This is a genomic window from Arthrobacter sp. AOP29-A2-19 (assembly GCF_058138025.1).
Genome location: NZ_CM176894.1, coordinates 808,393 through 826,316 on the forward strand (window position 1 = coordinate 808,393; position 17,924 = coordinate 826,316).

Here is a 17,924-nt window from a genome sequence, read left to right on the forward strand (position 1 = left end):
TCCAGCCTACTGCCTGGCCCCGTCAACAAGCTTGCCGAGCAGGGGCTGCGCCCGGTAGGGAATGTGTTCGCTCAGGGCAAGCGACGTTTCCGTGCGGATGACTCCGCGGATGCGCAGGATGGCGCGCAGGACCGCCTGGAGATTGTGCGTGTCGCGGGCGGCCACGCGGCACCAGATGTCGCCGCGCCCGGAGATCTCGTGGACCTCCAGGACCTGCTCGTGGCGGCGGAGCGCGGCGATCACGCCGTCGAGCTCGCGGTGGGCCACCTCGATGGTGATGAAGGCCAGGACGTCGAAGCCGAGCGCCGTGAGGTCGACGTCGCGGCCCCCGTTGCGGACCAGCCCGGCGCGGTCCAGCCGGCGCAGCCGGGACTGGACCGTGTTCCGGGCCACGCCGAGGGTTTCCGAGAGCTCGCCGATCTGCGCCCTCGGGTTCTCGAGGAGGGCGAGGAGGAGCCTGATCTCGAGGTCGTCCAGGTTGGACATTCTGATTCCCATCGCGTCACAGTCGGGGTGGATATTGACGATTGTGATCAATTCTGCACCATGTTTCGACGCATCGTGGTCACGCCGAGCGCACACTGGGACTGTTCGCGGCCGCTGGAGACCCCCGCCGGCCGCACCCGAACGGCGTCCGGACCCGGAAGGCACCATGACCGTCATCAATGAGCTGCGCATGCGCGCCACCGGCGACTTCGCCGCGCGGAACGGCTGGGACGCCTCCGTGCGCACCCGCCTGGTCCTGACGGGCGCGGTGATGACACTGCTGCTGGTCGGCGCCAACCTGGCCACCCCCATCTATCCGTTGCTGCAGGAGCGACTCGCCCTGGGGCCGTTCGCGGTCACCTTGGCGTTCTCCTCCTACGTGCTCGCGCTCATCGCCGGCCTGGTCCTCTACGGACACTGGTCGGACCACATCGGGCGCCGGGCGGCGCTAGTGCTGGCGGTGTGCGTGGGACTGGCCGGGGGTCTCGTCTTCGCCTTCGCCCCCTCGTTGTCCGTGCTGGTGGCCGGCCGCGCCCTGCAGGGTGCCGCGATCGCGCTGGCGACCGGCGCCAGCAGCGCGGCGCTGCGCGAGCTGCTGCCCCTGCACCCGGAATGGGCCAGCCGCTTCACGCTGCTGGCCTCGGCCGGGGGAGTCGCGGCCGGGCCCGTCGCCGGCGGACTGCTCAGCGGCCTGCCTTCCCCTACGGCCACGCCGTTCTTGGTGCACGGGGTCCTGCTGGCGGCGATCCTGGTCCCGCTCTGGGCGCTGCGTGCCCGCCCCGCGCTGGCGCCGGCACCGGGCCGCGGGGCGCCGCTGGCCCTTCGCCCGCGCAGGTTGCGGCTCAGCGCAGAGGCCCGCCCCCAGTTCTGGACCGCCGCGGTGGTGGGGTTCCTGAGCTTTTCGCTGTTCGGCTTCGGGCTATCCCTCGCTCCCACATACTTCGCGCAAATGTTCGGCATCGAGTCCCGCCCGCTGACCGGCGTCCTCGCGGCCCTGACGCTGGCCGCCTCGGCGACGAGCCAGCTCTTCGGCCGTGCGCACCGCCGCCTGCTGCCCGCGGCGCTCGCCCTGATGGGGACCGGGATCGTGCTGCTGGCCGTCGCCGGACAGCTCCGCAGCCTCGAGCTGCTGGTCGGCGCCAGCGTCCTCGCGGGACTGGCGCAGGGCGCGGCGTTCCGCAGCGCGTTCAACGACGTCGCGGCCAGCGTCCCGGCGGCCCAGCACGCCCAAGTGATCAGCACGGTCTACGTGGTCACGTATTTGGGCAGCGCCGTCCCGGTGCTCGGCCTGGGTCTCGCGGCCGCCGCCTTCGGCCTTCCGGCCGCCGTGAACGGATTTGCCTTGTGCTGCGCACTCGGGTGCCTGGGCGTTGCCGCGGCAACAGCCGTCAGGGGCGCAGCGGGCCCGTCTGCCCCTTGACGTGGTTGAACACCAGGGTGGTCTCGGTGTGTCCGACCGCCTTTTCGGTGGCGAGGTTGTCCAGCACCCAGTCGCGCAGGGCGTCCGTGGACGCGACCGCCACGTGGAGCAGGTAGTCCGTGCCGCCGGAAACGTGGAACATCGAGAGCACCTCGGGCAGTCCCGGCACCTTCGATGTGAACCTGTCGATCTCCACGCGGTCGTGGACGCGGAGCTTCACGGCAATGAGGGCCTGAACGCCTCGGCCCACGGCCGGTAGCGACAGCTCGGCGTGGTAGCCCAGGATGACGCCGCGCTCCACCAGTTGCCGCGTCCGCAGCAGCGCCGTCGACGGCGCGATCCCCACCCTCTCAGCCAGGGCGGCGTTGCTGATCCGCGCATCGGCGAGCAGCTCGTCGATGATGCGGCGGTCGACGTCGTCGAGGGCAACCGTGGCCGGGCTATGCGGTGCGGGGGGCATGGAGATATTCCACCACAGTCCACGCCGCGCCGCTCCACGGGGCGCGTCCCGGACAGTACGCTGGTCAAATGACCAGCTCTGAGGCGGTCCCGTACCGCGGGTTCGACACCCGGCTTGCGGCCTATTGCGTCGTCGTGCGCGAGGGCCGGATACTGCTGGCGCTCTGGGACATGCGCGCGTCCGCCCCCGAGTTCTCCCCGCGCTGGACCCTGCCGGGCGGCGGGGTGGAGCTGGGGGAGGCCATCGAGGACGCGGCCGTGCGCGAGGTCGCGGAGGAAACCGGCTACGACGTCCGCCTGACCGGACTTCTCGGGGTGGACTCGGGCCACGTCACCGCGGAGCTGCGCCTGCACAACGCGGCGCGGCCGCTGCAGACGGTCGCCGTGGTGTACCGCGCGGAAATCGTCGGCGGCGAGCTCGCGCACGAGGCGGACGGCACCACCACGCAGGCGGCGTGGTTCGACCTCGCGGACGTCGCCAAGCTCGAACGCACCACGCGCGTGGACCACGCGCTCGGCCTCTACCACGCCAACCAGTCGGAGGGCAGCACATGATCCACTTCAGGAACATCGAGAAGCGGTACGACGGCGGTGCGCCCGCCGTCAGCGGGCTCAACCTGCACGTGCCGGCCGGGCAGATCACCGTTTTCGTCGGGCCCTCGGGGTGCGGCAAGACCACCTCGCTGCGCATGATCAACCGCATGGTGGATCCGACCTCCGGGACCATCGAGGTGGACGGACGGGACGTCTCCACGGTGCCGCCGCACGAACTGCGGCGCTCCATGGGCTACGTGATGCAGCAGGGTGGACTGTTGCCGCACCGCACCGTGGCGGACAACGTGGCCACGGTTCCCCGGCTCAACGGCGTCTCCAAGTCCGCGGCCCGCGCGGCGGCCGGCGGCCTGCTGGAGCGCGTGGGGCTGGATCCGGCGTTGGCGGACCGCTACCCCGGGCAGCTCTCCGGAGGCCAGCAGCAGCGCGTCGGCGTTGCCCGCGCGCTCGCCGCCGATCCGCCCGTCCTGTTGATGGACGAGCCGTTCAGCGCCGTCGATCCCGTGGTTCGGGGGGAACTGCAGAAGGAACTCCTGCGGCTGCAGGCCGAGCTGTCCAAGACCATCGTGTTCGTGACGCACGACATCGACGAGGCCGTGCTCCTCGGCGACAAGGTGGCCGTCTTCGGCACCGGGGGAGTGCTCCACCAGTTCGCGCCGCCCGAGGAACTGCTCACCGCGCCGGCCAACGACTTCGTGGCCCGCTTCGTGGGACGCGACCGCGGCTTCCGCGCGCTGTCCTTCCAACACGCGGCGTCGGTCCCGCTGCACCCCCTCGACGGCTTCGACGACGGGGCGCTGGCCTCCGCGATCCGCTTCCCGGTCTCCGGTTCGCTGCGGGCCGCGCTGGACGCCACACTCGCCTCGCCGGGACGGATCGCCGTCGGGACCGACGCGGACGGCCGGGACGCGGGAGTGGCGCGCGCCTCCGACGTCGTCTCGGCGCTCGAGCGCTCCGACGCGGAAACGGGGACCCATGGAATGGCTTAGCCGGAACCTGGACCGCGTGCTCGAACTCTCCGGCTCGCACCTGGTCCAGTCCATCCTGCCCCTGCTGCTCGCGGCGCTGATCTCGGTGCCGTTGGCGCGCGCCGTGCGGGCGAACGGGACGCGCCGCCGCCGTGCCGTGCGCGGCACCGTGATCCAGCTCAGCGCACTGCTCTACACCATCCCATCGCTGGCCCTCTTCGTGGCGCTGCCCGCCGTGCTGGGGACGCAGATCCTGGACCCCGCCAACGTCATCGTCGCGCTGACCATGTACGCGGTGGCCCTGCTGGTGCGCAGCGCCGCCGACGCTCTGGAGTCCGTGGACCCGGACATCCTGCGCGCCGCGGACGCCATGGGCTACAGGCCGTTCCGGCGCTTCTTCGCCGTGGACCTGCCGCTGTCGCTGCCCGTGCTTTTCCCGGCGCTCCGCGTGGTCTCCGTCAGCAACATCTCGCTGGTCAGCGTTGGCGCGCTGATCGGGATCGAGAACCTGGGCACGCTCTTTATGGACGGCCTGCGGCGCAACTTCCCGTTCGAGATCATGGTGGGCATTGTCGCCACCCTGCTGCTGGCGCTGGTCATGGACCTCGCGCTCGTTGGGCTGCAGCGGCTGACCACCCCCTGGGCGCGTTCCTCGGTCCCGGTGGCCGTGGCCGCCGTCGTGGTCCCGGCGCACGTCGGGAGCGCGGCGTGAGGGGCGTCCGGCTTCCCGCCGGTCCCGTGGACCAGTTCGCCGACTGGCTCTCACGCCCCGGGACGCTGTCCGGACCCGGGGGCATCTGGGTGCGGACCGGCGAGCACATCGCCTACACGGGGCTGACGCTGGCGATCGCCCTGGCGATCGCCCTGCCCATCGGCCTGTACGTGGGACACACGGGCCGCGGCCGGGTTGGCGTGGTGGCGGCCGCCGGCATGCTCCGCGCGCTGCCGACCCTGGGCATGGTCACGCTGTTCATCCTGCTGTCCGGCACGCTCGGCGTGATGCCGCCCATCTGGGCCCTGGTCCTGCTTGCCGTGCCCCCGTTGCTGGCGGGCACCGCGGCGGGCATCGGTGCCGTTCCGAAGCAGGTGGTGGACGGGGCGAGGGCCGTTGGAATGACTGAGCCGCAAGTGCTCTTCCGCGTGGAGGTGCCCAACGCGCTGCCCGTCCTGATGGGGGCGCTGCGCCTGGCGGTCCTGCAGATCCTGGCGACCGTCGCCGTCGTCGCCGTGATCAACCTGGGCGGGCTGGGGCGGTTCCTGATGGACGGCATCGCCGTGCGGGACTACGGTCAGGTTCTGGGCGGTGCCGTGACCATCGCCATCTTGGCTATTGTTGTTGATGCGGTGCTGGCGGTAGTTCAGAAGTTTGCCGTCTCGCCGGGCCTTGCCACACATTCCGGAGGAAAACCATGAACCGCAAGACCCCCACTTCCCGACCGCGCTTCCGCACCCGTGCCGCCTTCGGCCTCGCCGCCGGGCTTGCCGCGACGCTGTCCCTCGCAGCCTGCGGCGGAGGCGGCGACCCGCTGGCCACGGACGCGCCGCAGGCCACCGCGAGCGGCGTCGACCGCCCGCTGGTGATCGGCTCCGCGGACTTCCCGGAGAGCCAGATCATCGCCGAGCTCTACGCCGGCGCGCTCAACGCCGCGGACATCGAGGCAACCACCAAGCCCGGCATCGGCGCGCGCGAGGCCTACGTGGAGGCCGTCAAGGACGGCTCCGCCGACGTGGTGCCGGACTACTCCGGCAACCTGCTGCTCTTCTTCAGCGCCGACGCCACCGAGGTTTCCGCCGGGGACATCCGCACCGCGCTGGACGACGCGCTTCCCGAGGGCCTCGGTGTCCTGGAAGCGTCCTCGGCCGAGGACAAGGACTCGCTCGTGGTCACCTCCGCCACCGCCACCAAGTACTCGCTCAAGAGCATCGAGGACCTGGCGAAGGTCTGCGGCGAGCTCACCATCGGCGCGCCGCCGGAGTTCAAGACCCGCGCCTACGGCCTCCCGGGGCTCGAGTCCAAGTACTCCTGCACGCCGAAGGCCTTCGAGCCGATCGCCGACGGCGGCGGACCGCTGACCGTGAAGGCGCTCATCAGCGACCAGGTGCAGGTGGCGGACATCTTCACCACCAGCCCCTCGATCGCCGACAACTCCCTGGTGGTGCTGGAGGATCCGAAGAACAACTTCATCGCCCAGCAGGTCCTCCCGCTGGTCAACTCGTCCGTGGTGGACGAGGCCGCGGCCGAGCAGATCAACCGCGTGTCCGCGGAGCTGACCACCGAGGACCTGATCAACCTGAACCGCTCCGTCTCCGGGGACGCCAAGCTCGAGCCCGCCGAGGCGGCCGCCGAGTGGCTCCAGGAAAAGGGCTTCACCCAGTAGCGCGGGGCCCGCGGCAGCGCGGGAAAGGCGACGAGGCGCCGCCGTCGTATCCCCGTCAGGGGGTGCGGAGGCGGCGCCTCGCGTTGTATTGATCACAATCCACAGCCGCGCCCGGCCGCTGTGAGAAGCTAGGAAAATGCCAGAATTCAAGCAGTCGTCCAAACTCCACAACGTCCTCTACGACATCCGTGGACCGCTGCTCGAGCACGCCCAGCGCATGGAGGCCGAGGGCCACCGCATCCTGAAGCTCAACATCGGCAACCCCGCGCCGTTCGGCTTCGAGGCGCCGGACGCGATCCTGGTGGACATCATCCGCAACCTGCCCACGGCCCAGGGCTACAGCGACTCCCGCGGCATCTTCTCGGCGCGGACGGCCGTCTCGCAGTACTACCAGACGCGCGGCATCCAGACCATCGGGGTGGACGACATCTACCTCGGCAACGGGGTCTCCGAGCTCATCACGCTCAGCCTGAACGCGCTGCTGAACAACGGCGACGAAATCCTGATCCCGGCCCCCGACTATCCCCTCTGGACGGCCTCCGTCTCGCTGGCGGGCGGCACGCCGGTGCACTACCTCAACGTGGAGGAGGAGGGGTGGCTGCCGGACCTGGAGGACATGGCCGCGAAGATCACCCCGCGCACCAAGGGCATGGTCATCATCAATCCCAACAACCCGACCGGCGCGGTGTACCCCAAGCACATCCTCCAGGGGATGCTGGAACTGGCGCGCAGGCACAACCTGGTGGTCTTCTCCGACGAGATCTACGAAAAGATCCTCTACGACGACGCCGTGCACATCAACACCGCGTCGCTGGCAGACGACGTCCTGATCCTGACCTTCTCCGGGCTGTCCAAGGCGTACCGCGTGTGCGGCTTCCGCGCGGGGTGGATGGCGATCTCCGGTCCCAAGCACCTCGCCGGCGACTACATCGAGGGCATCAACCTCCTGACCAACATGCGGCTGTGCGCCAACGTCCCGGCCCAGCACGCCATCCAGACGGCGCTTGGCGGGTACCAGTCCATCAACGACCTCATCCTGCCCGGCGGCCGGCTGAAGGAGCAGACCGATGTGGCGCACCGGCTGCTCAACGAGATTCCCGGAGTCAGCTGCCAGCCCGCGCGGGGCGCGCTGTACCTGTTCCCGAAGCTGGACCCCGAGGTCTACCACATCCGCGACGACGAGCAGTTCGCGCTCGAGTTGCTGAAGCAGCAGAAAATCCTCATCTCGCACGGCCGCGCCTTCAACTGGATCGCCCCGGACCACTTCCGGCTGGTGACCTTGCCGAACGTCCGCGACATCACTGACGCCGTGGGCAGGATCGCCGAATACCTGGAGGACATCCGCGTCTGACGGCCTCCCCTTCCGCGCCCCGCCGGTGGCATAGTGTGCGCATGGGAGACAAGAAGAACGGGAACGGCAACGGCAAAAACGGGAACGGCAAGAATGGCAAGGGCAAGAGCGGCCCCGGGTCCGTGGCGGTCGAGGACGCCCCGGTCCCGCCCGGAGACGCGAAGGGATTCGATGTCCCGCCGGGCCAAGTGCTGCGCGCCGGGAAGGACCTCCGGCTGGATGCCGTGGACCCGGGCTCCTCTCCCGGCTACTCCGGCGCCAAGGAGGACGGCATTGCGACCCTCGCCGCGTCCGACGGGGTCCTCAGCGAGCTGCAGGAGCGATTCTTCGCCGCGTCCCGCGGGGGCGGGGAGAAGGCGAGTGTGCTGCTGATCCTCCAGGCCATGGACACGGCCGGCAAGGGCGGCATCGTGCGCCACGTGATCGGGGCCGTCGACCCGCAGGGGGTGGGACACCGCGCGTTCAAGGCGCCGACGAAGGAGGAGCAGTCCCACGACTTCCTCTGGCGGATCGAGAGGGAACTTCCGGGGGCGGGCATCATCGGCGTCTTCGACCGGTCCCACTACGAGGACGTGCTGATCCACCGGGTCCGGGAGCTCTCGCCGGCGGAGGAGATCGAACGGCGCTACGGGGCGATCCGCGAGTTCGAGGCCAGGGTGGCCGCGTCCGGAACCCGCCTGGTCAAGGTGATGCTGCACATCTCCAAGTCGGAGCAGCGGGACCGCCTCGCCGAGCGGCTGGAGCGCCCGGACAAGTACTGGAAGTTCAACCCGGCGGACATCGACGAGCGGGAACGCTGGGACGAATACATGGACGCCTACCAGACCGCGATCCGGCGCACCGACACGGACGAGGCCCCCTGGTTCGCGGTCCCGGCGGACCGGAAGTGGTACGCGCGCATCGCCGTCCAGCAGCTGCTCATCGACGCTCTCGCGGACATCGACCCGCGGTGGCCGCCGGCCACGTTCGACGTCGAGGAGCAGAAGCGGAGGCTCGCCGCGTCAACCGACTAGCGCGCGCTACGCGTCCGGTGTCTCGCCGGCGCCGTTCCGCGCTGCCTCCAGGCGCCGCCGCGCCCCCTCCAGCCACGCCTCGCAACGCGCGGCCAGGGCCTCGCCGCGCTCCCACAGGGTCAGCGACTGCTCCAGGCTGACGCCCCCCGCCTCCAGCTGGGAGACCACGGCGACCAGTTCCTCGCGCGCCTGCTCGTAGCTCAGCTGTGCGACGTCCGCGTTGGGCTGGTTCTCAGTCATGGGGTGTCCCTTCGGTGGTGGTTTCCAGTGCGACGGCGGCGAAGCGTCCGCGCGCGACCCGCACCGCGAGTTCGGTGCCGGCGGGCGCCTCGGCCGGGTCCCTCACGACCGCACCGCCGGCGCGTTGGACCACGGCGTAGCCGCGGTCCAGGGTCTGCTGCGGCGACAGGGCGCGCACCTGCGCGCGCAAGTGGGCGACGGCGTCGGACCCGCGGGCCAGCGCGTTGCGCATGGACTGGAGGGAACGGCCCCGCCACCGGGCGACGTCCTCTGCGCGCACGTCGACCATGCCCGCGGGATTGGCCATCACGGGCCGGCTCCGCAGCGACTCGACGCGGTGGGACTCGCGTTCGACGAACTGGTGCACAGCGCGGTCCAGGCGGAGCCGGGCCTGTTCGATCCGTTTCCGCTCCTCGCCGACCTCCGGGACAATCCGCTTGGCCGCGTCGGTGGGGGTGGAGGCGCGCACGTCGGCGACGTCGTCCAGGATCGGCCGGTCCGCCTCGTGCCCGATCGCGCTGACCACCGGCGTGCCGGCGGCGGCGACGGCGCGCACCAGTTCCTCGGCGCTGAACGGCAGGAGGTCCTCGAGGGCGCCGCCGCCGCGGGCGATCACGATGACGTCGACCGACTCCATCGCATCGAGGTCGCGCAGGGCGGCAACGATCTCCCGGACGGCGTTGACGCCCTGGACGGCCGTGTTCCGGATTTCGAACTCCACACCGGGCCACCGCAGCGACGCGTTGCGCACCACGTCCTTCTCCGCGTCCGAGTTGCGGCCGGTGATTAGCCCGACGCGGTGGGGGAGCACGGGCAGGGGCAGTTTGCGGGCAGGGTCGAAGAGGCCCTCCGCGCCCAGGGACTGGCGGAGCCGCTCCAGCCTGGCCAGCAGGTCCCCGAGGCCCACGGGGCGCAGGTCGGAGGCGGTCATGGAGAGCCGCCCGGTCTTCAGATACAGGTTGGGGCGCACGCGCGCCACCACCCGGGCGCCGACCTCCGGCCGGGAGTCCAGGGTCCGCATCACCGACGCCCAGACGTTGACCGACAGCGAGTACTCGACGTCGACGTCGCGCATGGTCAGGTAGGCGTGTCCGTTGCGGATGTTGGCCTCGAGGAGCTGGCCTTCGATCCAGACGTCGGGCGACCGCTCGATGTGCGCCTTGAGTTTCTCGGAGAAGACGCGCAACGGCCAGGGCGAATCCGGCGTGGTCTCCGCTGCCGTCGCGGGCAGCGAGGAAACGTCCGCACGTTGGTCGTCCACGGCAGTCCTCCCTGTGCTTTGGTGCGAGTGGACCGGTAAATCCGATCCCCCAATCAATATCAGTAAGGTGGGACAAAACGGGCAAGCCACCCCCGGCGGCCCCTGAAGGGAGCCTCAATGCGCGCCATTCTTGCGTCGCTGCTGATGCTGGCGTCCGCCACCCTGGCCTGCCTGGGCGTCGCCGGCGCGTTCGTGGACGGACTGGCCACGACCGCGGGACCCATGCGGGGCATTGCCGGCCCCTTGGCGAAGGATCCGGCGCTGGCGGAAGCCTTGGCGCCGCGGTTGGTGGCCGCCATCACGGAGCAGGTCCCCGGGCAGATCGCGTTGCCCTCGGCGGCCGAGCCGCTGCTCGAACGCGCGGCCACCGCGGCGGTCGAGAAGGTGGCGGCGGCCCCCGGATTCGAGGACGCGTGGCTTCAGAGCATCGACCTGACGCGGGAGGACTACGTGGCCCAACTCGGCATGGTCCAGGAGGGAACCGCGGACAACGCCGGCGTGGTCCTGGACCTCGGACCCATCGTGTCCCTCGGCTACGAGCAATTGAGGGATGCGGCTGGAGCCTTCGGCCTGGGTGCTCTCGTTGAGGGCGTTTCGTCGGACCAGACCGTCGGTGTGGACCTGGGCGTGCCCGCGGAGGACGACCCGTTGCAGCGGCCCATCGCGGCGGCCGTGGCGCAGGCCGGGCAGTGGGGGTGGTACGCGGCGGGATCGGCGGCCGTGTGCCTGCTGGCACTCGCCGTGGCGGGACGCCGCCGCTGGCTGGCGTTGGCCTTCGGCGGAGCGGTCGCCGGGGGAGCGGGGCTGGCCGCCTGGCTGTGGGCCGCCGACCTGGCGGCGTCCGGAGCGGCCGCGGGCACCGACCCCGGGGGCGATCCGCTGGCCCGATTGGTCCGGGACACGCTGGTGTCGGGGCTCGGGACGGAGCTGGTTCCCTGGGGGGCGTGGACCGCGGCCGCCGGTGCCGTTGTGGTGGTCGTCTCGATGGTGACCCACGCCCTGAGCCGTCGGCGTCCGACCCGCTAGAATTGAAGGCATGCCTACCACCGCCACCGTTCCGGTCTCCGTGCCCATGCCGCAGGTCCCACGCCGGCGGCGCAGCCCCGAGGACGTCGCGGCCGCCGCTCCCGTCGAGGGTCCCAAGCGCGTCCTGCTCGCGGCGCCGCGCGGTTATTGCGCGGGCGTCGACAGGGCCGTCATCGCCGTCGAGAAGGCCTTGGAGCACTACGGGCCGCCCGTATATGTCCGGAAGCAGATCGTCCACAACCTGCATGTGGTGACCACGCTCGAGGAACGCGGCGCCATTTTCGTGGAGGAGACCGACGAGGTTCCCGAGGGCGCGCTGGTCATCTTCTCCGCCCACGGCGTGAGCCCCGCCGTAGTGCAGTCGGCCGAGGACCGCAACCTGCGCACCATCGACGCGACCTGCCCGCTGGTGACCAAGGTGCACCGCGAGGCCGTCCGCTTCGCCAAGGACGACTACGAAATTCTGCTGATCGGCCACGAGGGGCACGAGGAGGTCGAGGGGACCTACGGCGAGGCCCCGGAGCACACGCAGATCGTCAACAACCCGGAGGAGGCCGCGACCATTCAGGTCCGCGATCCCGAGAGGCTGATCTGGCTGTCGCAGACCACCCTGTCCGTGGACGAGACGATGGAGACCGTGCGGATCCTCCGGGATCGTTTCCCCAACCTGCAGGACCCGCCGAGCGACGACATCTGCTACGCGACCTCCAACCGGCAGACGGCGATCAAGAAGATCGCGCCGCAGGCGGACCTGGTGCTGGTGGTGGGGTCGTCCAACTCGTCCAACTCAGTTCGCCTGGTCGAGGTGGCGCTGGAATACGGCGCCCGCGCCGCGTACCGCGTGGACTACGCCAACGAAATCGACGAAACCTGGTTCGAGGGCGTCGCCACGGTCGGCGTGACCTCCGGGGCCTCCGTGCCCGAGGTCCTGGTCCGGGACGTGCTCAGCCTGCTGACCGACTACGGCTTCGGCCCGGCCGAGGAGGTCGTGACGGCGGAGGAGGACATCCTGTTCTCGCTTCCCAAGGAACTGCGCGCCAAGCTGAAGGAAGCCGGCGACGGCACGGTGGCGCTCGGCGGACGCGGCTCCCGGCCCACGAACTAGCCGCCATCCGCGGGTCGCAGTGTCCGGCCCGGGGCGGCGCCTACCCCGCGGCGGCGGACCTGCCCGGCACGTCTCCGTGGCTCGCGTTGTCGGCGAACTGCCTCTCGTCCAGCAGTTCGGTCGCGCTGAGCACCCGCGGCGTCGCCTCGAGCGGGAGTGCCTCCAGCGTCGTCCGGGTCGACGGATCCGCGCCGAGTCCCGGATCGAGTTCCTGGATCCGCCGCGCCGATGGCAGCACGCGGGATTCCAGCGCGCCGACGAACGAGTTGTACTTCTCCACGCTGGCCTTCAGCGAGCTGCCGAGCCGCGTGACGTGCCCGCCCATGGTGCCCAGCCGCTCGTACAGTTCCCGCGACTGGTCGAACAGGGCCTTGGCGTTCTCCGTCAGCAGTTCCTGGCGCCACGCGAACGCCAGGCCCTTGAGGATGGAGAGCAGGGTGGCGGGGGAGGCCAGCGCCACGTTCCTCGAGAAGGCGTAGTCCAGCAGCCCGGCGTCGGCGGTCAGCGCCGCCGCGAGGAAGGATTCCGCCGGAAGGAAACATACGACCAGTTCCGGGCTGCCGGGCACCGATTCCCAGTACTTCTTCGAACCCAGCGCGTCCACGTGCGACCGCAGGGCCTTCGCGTGGGCGGCCAGCAGTTCGCGCTGCCGCACGCGGGCGGCGGGATCCGCGTCCGTGTCCAGCTCCTGCGCCTCGAGATAGGCCCCCAGCGGAACCTTGGAGTCCACGGCGACGGACTTGCCGCCCGGGAGCGACACCACCAGGTCCGGGCGCTGCCCGGTGTGCGTGGTCGTCTGCTCGCTGAAGTCCACGTGGTTGAGCATGCCGGCGGCCTCCACAACGCGCCGCAGCTGGACTTCGCCCCACGTGCCGCGGGAGGCGTTGTTGCGCAGGGCGCCGGCCAGCGAGGCCGTGGTGCGCAGCAGCGCGGCGTCCTGTTCGGCGGCGACAACGAGCTGCTGGCTGAGTTGGCCGAACTGTTCGACGCGGTCCCGCTCCAGGATGGACACCTGGGTCTGGACCTGGCGGAGCTTCTCGGCCACGGGCGCCAACGCCTGCAGCACGGACTGGTCCTGCCTGCCGCGTTCGCGGTCCTCGTCCACGCGCCCCTGAAGCATGCGCTTCTCCGCGTGGGCGGCGGCGAGAGCGGCCGCCGCGTCCCCCAGGCGCCGCGCGGCGTCGTCGTTCTCCTCGCGCAGCCCCGCCAGCGACGCCCGCGCGCCGAACCACCACAGGGCCGCCGCGCCGACCAGCGCACCCAAAACGAAGGTGAGACCTGCCACTATCCAACCGATTGCGTCCATGTCACCACTCTGCCAGCCGCCACCGACAGATTGCGGCAGGTAGACTCTTCTCCCGTGGCTCTAACTATCGGAATCGTCGGACTGCCCAATGTCGGCAAGTCCACCATGTTCAACGCACTGACCCGCGCGCAGGTGCTGGCGGCGAACTACCCGTTCGCGACCATCGAACCGAACGTGGGCGTGGTGCCGCTCCCGGACGCGCGGCTCAAGGTCCTCGCGGGGATCTTCTCCTCCGACCGCATCCTGCCGGCGACCGTCTCGTTCGTCGACATCGCCGGCATCGTCAAGGGCGCCTCCGAAGGCGAGGGCCTGGGCAACAAGTTCCTGGCCAACATCCGCGAGGCGGACGCGATCTGCCAAGTGACCCGCGCGTTCGAGGACTCCGACGTGGTTCACGTCGACGGCGAGGTGAACCCGGCGTCGGACATCGAGACCATCTCCACGGAGCTGATCCTGGCAGACCTGCAGACCATCGAGAACCAGATGCCGCGCCTTGAGAAGGAACTGCGCGCGAAGAAGATCGAGGCGTCGTTCATCGAGACCGTCAAGGCCGCGCAGAAGGTGCTGGAGGAGGGCAAGACCCTGTTCGCCGGCGCCGCCGCCGCCAAGGTGGACCTCGAGGAGATCGCGCCGCTGCAGCTGATGACCACCAAGCCGTTCATCTACGTCTTCAACACCGACGAGGCCGGCCTGGCCGACGCCGAGATGCAGGCGAAGCTTTCCGCCCTCGTCGCTCCCGCTGAGGCCATCTTCCTCGACGCCCAGTTCGAGTCCGAGCTGGCCGAGCTGACCGAGGAGGAGGCCGCAGAGATGCTCGAGGACGCCGGCTACGCCGAGTCCGGGCTGGACAAGCTGGCCCGCGTCGGCTTCGAGACCCTGGGCCTGCAGACCTACCTCACGGCCGGCCCCAAGGAAACACGCGCCTGGACCATCCACAAGGGGGATACGGCACCGCAGGCCGCGGGCGTCATCCACACCGACTTCCAGCGCGGCTTCATCAAGGCCGAGGTGATCGGCTTCGACGACCTGGTCGCCGCCGGGTCGGTCGCCGCGGCGAAGTCTGCCGGCAAGGCCCGCATCGAGGGCAAGGAGTACGTCATGAAGGACGGCGACGTCGTGGAGTTCCGCTTCAACGTCTAGTCCTCCCCGTCGGCGCCATGGCCATCGGGGAGCGGGCCGGATAGTCTGGCGCCCATGCCACACTTCTCGGCCTGATCAAGCACCTCACCTGGGTCGAGGAGCACTGGCTGCGGCGGGTGTTCCTCGACGAGCCCATCTCCACGGACGAGTCCATGGTGGTCGACGAGCGTGCGGACCTGGTCGAGGCCTACCGGGTGGCATGTGTCCGCAGCGACGCGATCGTGCGGGCCGCCGACGGGTTGGACACCCTGGCGGCCGTTCCCAATCCCGGAGAAGACGGCCTCGATCCGCTGCGTTCGATCGTCGTGCACCTGATCGAGGAGACCGCGCGGCACGCGGGCCACGCGGACATCCTGCGGGAGCTGATCGACGGCGCGGTGGAGCTCTGATCGCCGGGGCGCCCGCGCCGCCCGAGGCCGTGGTGTCGCCGCGATCCGTGACCGGTCGGCAGGGGTTCCCTTAGTCTGGCCCCATGGAAGACGCCAAGGACATGCTGCACAGGTACCTGCAAACCCAGCGGGACGCCGTGCTATGGAAACTCGAGGGGCTGGGGGAGCGGGACCTGCGCTGGCCGGCCACCCCCACGGGGACCAACCTCTTGGGGCTGGTCAAGCACCTGGCAAGCATCGAGTTCGGCTACTTCGGCGAGGTTTTCGGCCGCCCCTCCTCCGAGCCCATGCCGTGGACCGACGAAGACGCCGAGGACAACGCGGACATGTGGGCGACGGCGGACGAGTCGCCCGCGGACATCGTCGCCTTCTACAGGCGGGCGTGGGCGTTCGCGGACCAGACGATCGCGGAGCGGGACCTCGACGCAGCGGGACATGTTCCGTGGTGGGGCTCCCGGGGCGACGTCACCCTGCACCTCGTCCTGGTCCACGTGATAGCCGAGACCGCGCGCCACGCCGGCCATGCCGACGTCGTGCGGGAAACGCTCGACGGCGCGGCCGGCCTGCGCGAGGGCACCAGCAACCTCCCCGGCGGGGACCGGGAGTGGTGGGCCGCATACCGCGCAAGACTGCAGCGGACCGCGGAAGAGGCCGGAGCATAGCCGAGACCGTGCGGCGCCTCCGAAACCGTGACACGCCCGGACAGGTTAACAATTTTGACTACCTGCCGGTAATGGCCAATCGCCGCGAAGCCGACTAGTTGGCGAAACCCAATGTGAAGCAAATCCTTGATTCCCCGCGGATCCCCGCCAGTCCGGGACTCTGCTGATGCAAAAGTGACCTACCCCGCTTAAAGTTGCGACTCCATAACATCGCATTCTGAAACGAGATTTTTATATCCAAGACCGGACTTGTCAGTCTAAAGTTTCTGCTTGTGAGACGCGCCACGTCCAGCGGATGCGTCGGGGGCAAGTGCAGAGCTTGGCTTGAAAACACACCTATAAACCAAGGAGGCGGAATGCGTTTGACGCGTATTTCCAAGGCTGTTGCCGTAGGCGCCGCGGCTGCTATGGCGCTGAGCGCCTGCGCTGCAAGCACCGGCACCAACAACTCGTCGTCCGCGGGCAGCGAAGCTGCAAGCGGCGGCGAAATCCGTGTGGTGGAGACCAACATCTTCAGCTCGCTCAACCCGGACACGCCGAATGGCAACACGGACATCAACTCGAAGATCGCCTACACGACCCAGTGGGACTTCAACTACATCACCAACGACCTCAAGGTCCAGAAGAACGAGCAGTTCGGTAACTACGAAGTGGTTTCCGAGGATCCGTTCACGGTGAAGTACACGATCAACGAGGGCGTCACCTGGTCCGACGGCGAAGCGATCGACGCCGACGACATGCTGTTCGCCTGGGCGGTCTTCTCCGGCCACTTCGACGACGCCAAGCTCGACGAAAACGGCGAAGTCGAGTCGGGTACCTCCTACTTCAACTACGCGGGCGACACCACGGGACTCGGCCTGACCAAGACCCCGGTCGTCGGCGACGACAACCGCTCGGTCACCCTTGAGTACACGAAGCCGTTCGCCGACTGGGAGATTGCCTTCGGCATCACCACCCCGGCGCACATCGCGGCCAAGAAGGCGGACATCACGACGGAGGAGCTGTCCAAGCTCATTCTCGAGACCCCCAAGGGCGACCCGGAGAAGCCGGCGAAGGCCAACGCGACCGTCAAGAAGGTCGCCGACTTCTACAACACCGGCTACGAGACCAAGACGCTCCCGAGCGATCCCGACCTCCTGGTCGCTTCCGGACCGTTCATGGTGAAGGACATGGTCGCGGACCAGTCCATGACCCTCGTCCGCAACGAGAAGTTCAACTGGGGACCGCAGCCCAAGGTCGACAGCATCGTGGTCAAGTACATCGGCGAGGCGCCGGCGCAGATCGCGGCACTCAAGAACGGCGAGGCGGACATCATCGCGCCGCAGCCGTCGTCCGACACGCTCGAGCAGATCGAGGCCATCGGCGACACCGTCGCGGTGAACGTCGACGAGCAGCTCTCCTACGACCACCTCGACCTGTCGTTCAACAGCGAAGTGTTCAAGGACAAGGCGGTTCGCGAGGCGTTCCTCAAGACGATTCCGCGCAAGCAGATCGTCGACTCGGTTGTCGGCGACCTGGACAACGAAGCGGTCCCGCTGGACTCGCAGATGTTCGTCCCGGCCAACGAGGGCTACGCGGGCTCGGTGGAGGCCAACGGTTCCTCCGAGTACGCCGAGCCGGACATCGCCGGCGCCAAGGAACTCCTTGACGGCAAGACCCCGACGGTCCGGATCCTCTACAACTCCGGCAACCCGAACCGCGTCGACACCTACGCGCTGATCGAGGAGTCCGCCACGCAGGCCGGCTTCAAGATCGAAGACGGCGGCGACGCCGCGTGGGGCGACAAGCTGGGCGACGGCACGTACGACGCCTCCATCTTCGGCTGGATCTCCCCGGGCGTCGGTGTCTCCGGCGTCCCGCAGATCTTCAAGACCGGCGGCGGCGGCAACTACAGCGCCTACTCCAACAAGTCTGTCGACGCGCTGGCGGACGAGATCATCTCGACCCCGGACCCGGCACGCCAGACCGAGATCCAGCAGGAGATCGACAAGCACCTCTTCGAGGACGCCTACGGCCTCCCGCTCTTCCAGGCCAAGAACCTGGACGCCTACAGCACCTCGGTCGAGGGCCTGAAGTCGATGCCCAACCAGACCGGCGTCTGGTGGAACTTCTGGGAGTGGAGCCTTAAGCAGTAGCACCATCCCCCGCATCCAGGGATAACCAGGGGC

At 69.5% G+C, this 17,924-nt stretch carries 19 protein-coding genes; 14 read left to right on the plus strand and 5 right to left on the minus strand.

All coding sequences use genetic code 11. The annotated features are described in order from the left end of the window. Positions 1-6 precede the first annotated feature (6 nt). Positions 7-486 (minus strand): Lrp/AsnC family transcriptional regulator, encoded by a 480-nt coding sequence (locus AC3ZJJ_RS03655; protein ID WP_489893903.1) that lies wholly within the window; start codon positions 484-486, stop codon positions 7-9. A 166-nt stretch (positions 487-652) separates the two neighbouring features. Between AC3ZJJ_RS03655 and AC3ZJJ_RS03660 the strand changes: the two genes are divergently transcribed. Next, positions 653-1,906 (plus strand): MFS transporter, encoded by a 1,254-nt coding sequence (locus tag AC3ZJJ_RS03660; RefSeq protein WP_489893904.1) that lies wholly within the window; start codon positions 653-655, stop codon positions 1,904-1,906. Here AC3ZJJ_RS03660 and AC3ZJJ_RS03665 read toward each other — a convergent pair. Then, a complete protein-coding gene (locus AC3ZJJ_RS03665) occupies positions 1,875-2,366 on the minus strand; it encodes an Lrp/AsnC family transcriptional regulator (RefSeq protein WP_489893905.1) in 492 nt (163 codons plus the stop codon). The two genes, AC3ZJJ_RS03660 and AC3ZJJ_RS03665, sit on opposite strands and share 32 nt — an antisense overlap. A 68-nt stretch (positions 2,367-2,434) precedes the next feature. Here AC3ZJJ_RS03665 and AC3ZJJ_RS03670 point away from each other — a divergent pair, with 68 nt between their 5' ends. The 7 genes from AC3ZJJ_RS03670 (at position 2,435) to AC3ZJJ_RS03700 (ending at position 8,627) form a co-directional block, all read left to right on the plus strand. Further along, positions 2,435-2,920 carry an NUDIX hydrolase gene (locus AC3ZJJ_RS03670; protein ID WP_489893906.1) on the plus strand — a complete coding sequence of 162 codons (486 nt, stop codon included), beginning with the start codon at positions 2,435-2,437 and terminating at the stop codon, positions 2,918-2,920. Then, a complete protein-coding gene (locus AC3ZJJ_RS03675; RefSeq protein ID WP_489893907.1) occupies positions 2,917-3,906 on the plus strand; it encodes an ABC transporter ATP-binding protein in 990 nt (329 codons plus the stop codon). Before AC3ZJJ_RS03670 ends, AC3ZJJ_RS03675 begins: the two co-directional genes overlap by 4 nt. Continuing rightward, positions 3,893-4,597: an ABC transporter permease gene (locus AC3ZJJ_RS03680; RefSeq protein WP_489893908.1), complete on the plus strand. Its 705-nt coding sequence runs from the start codon at positions 3,893-3,895 to the stop codon at positions 4,595-4,597. The genes AC3ZJJ_RS03675 and AC3ZJJ_RS03680 overlap by 14 nt, the downstream gene beginning before the upstream one ends. Then, positions 4,594-5,298, plus strand: a complete 705-nt coding sequence (locus AC3ZJJ_RS03685) for an ABC transporter permease (protein WP_489893909.1) — start codon at positions 4,594-4,596, stop codon at positions 5,296-5,298. The genes AC3ZJJ_RS03680 and AC3ZJJ_RS03685 overlap by 4 nt, the downstream gene beginning before the upstream one ends. Next, on the plus strand, positions 5,295-6,263 hold the full coding sequence (locus tag AC3ZJJ_RS03690; RefSeq protein ID WP_489893910.1) for an ABC transporter substrate-binding protein: 969 nt from the start codon (positions 5,295-5,297) through the stop codon (positions 6,261-6,263). Before AC3ZJJ_RS03685 ends, AC3ZJJ_RS03690 begins: the two co-directional genes overlap by 4 nt. Positions 6,264-6,399: 136 nt before the next feature. Further along, positions 6,400-7,614, plus strand: a complete 1,215-nt coding sequence (locus AC3ZJJ_RS03695; protein WP_489893911.1) for a pyridoxal phosphate-dependent aminotransferase — start codon at positions 6,400-6,402, stop codon at positions 7,612-7,614. A gap of 41 nt (positions 7,615-7,655) precedes the next feature. Beyond that, the gene (locus tag AC3ZJJ_RS03700) at positions 7,656-8,627 is read left to right on the plus strand and encodes a PPK2 family polyphosphate kinase (RefSeq protein ID WP_489893912.1); all 972 of its coding nucleotides are present in this window, start codon (positions 7,656-7,658) and stop codon (positions 8,625-8,627) included. Between the two features lie 6 nt (positions 8,628-8,633). Here the strand turns inward: AC3ZJJ_RS03700 and AC3ZJJ_RS03705 are convergent, their stop codons facing one another. Beyond that, positions 8,634-8,867 (minus strand): exodeoxyribonuclease VII small subunit, encoded by a 234-nt coding sequence (locus tag AC3ZJJ_RS03705; protein WP_489893913.1) that lies wholly within the window; start codon positions 8,865-8,867, stop codon positions 8,634-8,636. Then, complete coding sequence (xseA, locus tag AC3ZJJ_RS03710; protein WP_489893914.1) at positions 8,860-10,128, minus strand: exodeoxyribonuclease VII large subunit; 1,269 nt, start codon at positions 10,126-10,128, stop codon at positions 8,860-8,862. The genes AC3ZJJ_RS03705 and xseA overlap by 8 nt, the downstream gene beginning before the upstream one ends. Positions 10,129-10,245: 117 nt before the next feature. Here xseA and AC3ZJJ_RS03715 point away from each other — a divergent pair, with 117 nt between their 5' ends. Then, positions 10,246-11,154, plus strand: coding sequence for a hypothetical protein (locus AC3ZJJ_RS03715; RefSeq protein WP_489893915.1), 909 nt, complete (start codon positions 10,246-10,248; stop codon positions 11,152-11,154). A 10-nt stretch (positions 11,155-11,164) separates the two neighbouring features. Then, positions 11,165-12,259 carry a 4-hydroxy-3-methylbut-2-enyl diphosphate reductase gene (locus AC3ZJJ_RS03720; RefSeq protein WP_489893916.1) on the plus strand — a complete coding sequence of 365 codons (1,095 nt, stop codon included), beginning with the start codon at positions 11,165-11,167 and terminating at the stop codon, positions 12,257-12,259. A gap of 40 nt (positions 12,260-12,299) precedes the next feature. Here the strand turns inward: AC3ZJJ_RS03720 and AC3ZJJ_RS03725 are convergent, their stop codons facing one another. Continuing rightward, on the minus strand, positions 12,300-13,565 hold the full coding sequence (locus AC3ZJJ_RS03725) for a DNA recombination protein RmuC (RefSeq protein ID WP_489893917.1): 1,266 nt from the start codon (positions 13,563-13,565) through the stop codon (positions 12,300-12,302). Positions 13,566-13,619: 54 nt separating this feature from the next. Here AC3ZJJ_RS03725 and ychF point away from each other — a divergent pair, with 54 nt between their 5' ends. The 4 genes from ychF (at position 13,620) to AC3ZJJ_RS03745 (ending at position 17,891) form a co-directional block, all read left to right on the plus strand. Further along, positions 13,620-14,705, plus strand: coding sequence for a redox-regulated ATPase YchF (gene ychF / locus AC3ZJJ_RS03730; protein ID WP_489893918.1), 1,086 nt, complete (start codon positions 13,620-13,622; stop codon positions 14,703-14,705). 116 nt (positions 14,706-14,821) lie between these two features. Next, complete coding sequence (locus tag AC3ZJJ_RS03735; RefSeq protein WP_489893919.1) at positions 14,822-15,094, plus strand: mycothiol transferase; 273 nt, start codon at positions 14,822-14,824, stop codon at positions 15,092-15,094. A gap of 83 nt (positions 15,095-15,177) precedes the next feature. Next, positions 15,178-15,756 carry a DinB family protein gene (locus AC3ZJJ_RS03740; RefSeq protein WP_489893920.1) on the plus strand — a complete coding sequence of 193 codons (579 nt, stop codon included), beginning with the start codon at positions 15,178-15,180 and terminating at the stop codon, positions 15,754-15,756. A gap of 356 nt (positions 15,757-16,112) precedes the next feature. Beyond that, positions 16,113-17,891, plus strand: a complete 1,779-nt coding sequence (locus tag AC3ZJJ_RS03745) for an ABC transporter family substrate-binding protein (protein ID WP_489893921.1) — start codon at positions 16,113-16,115, stop codon at positions 17,889-17,891. Positions 17,892-17,924 lie beyond the last annotated feature (33 nt).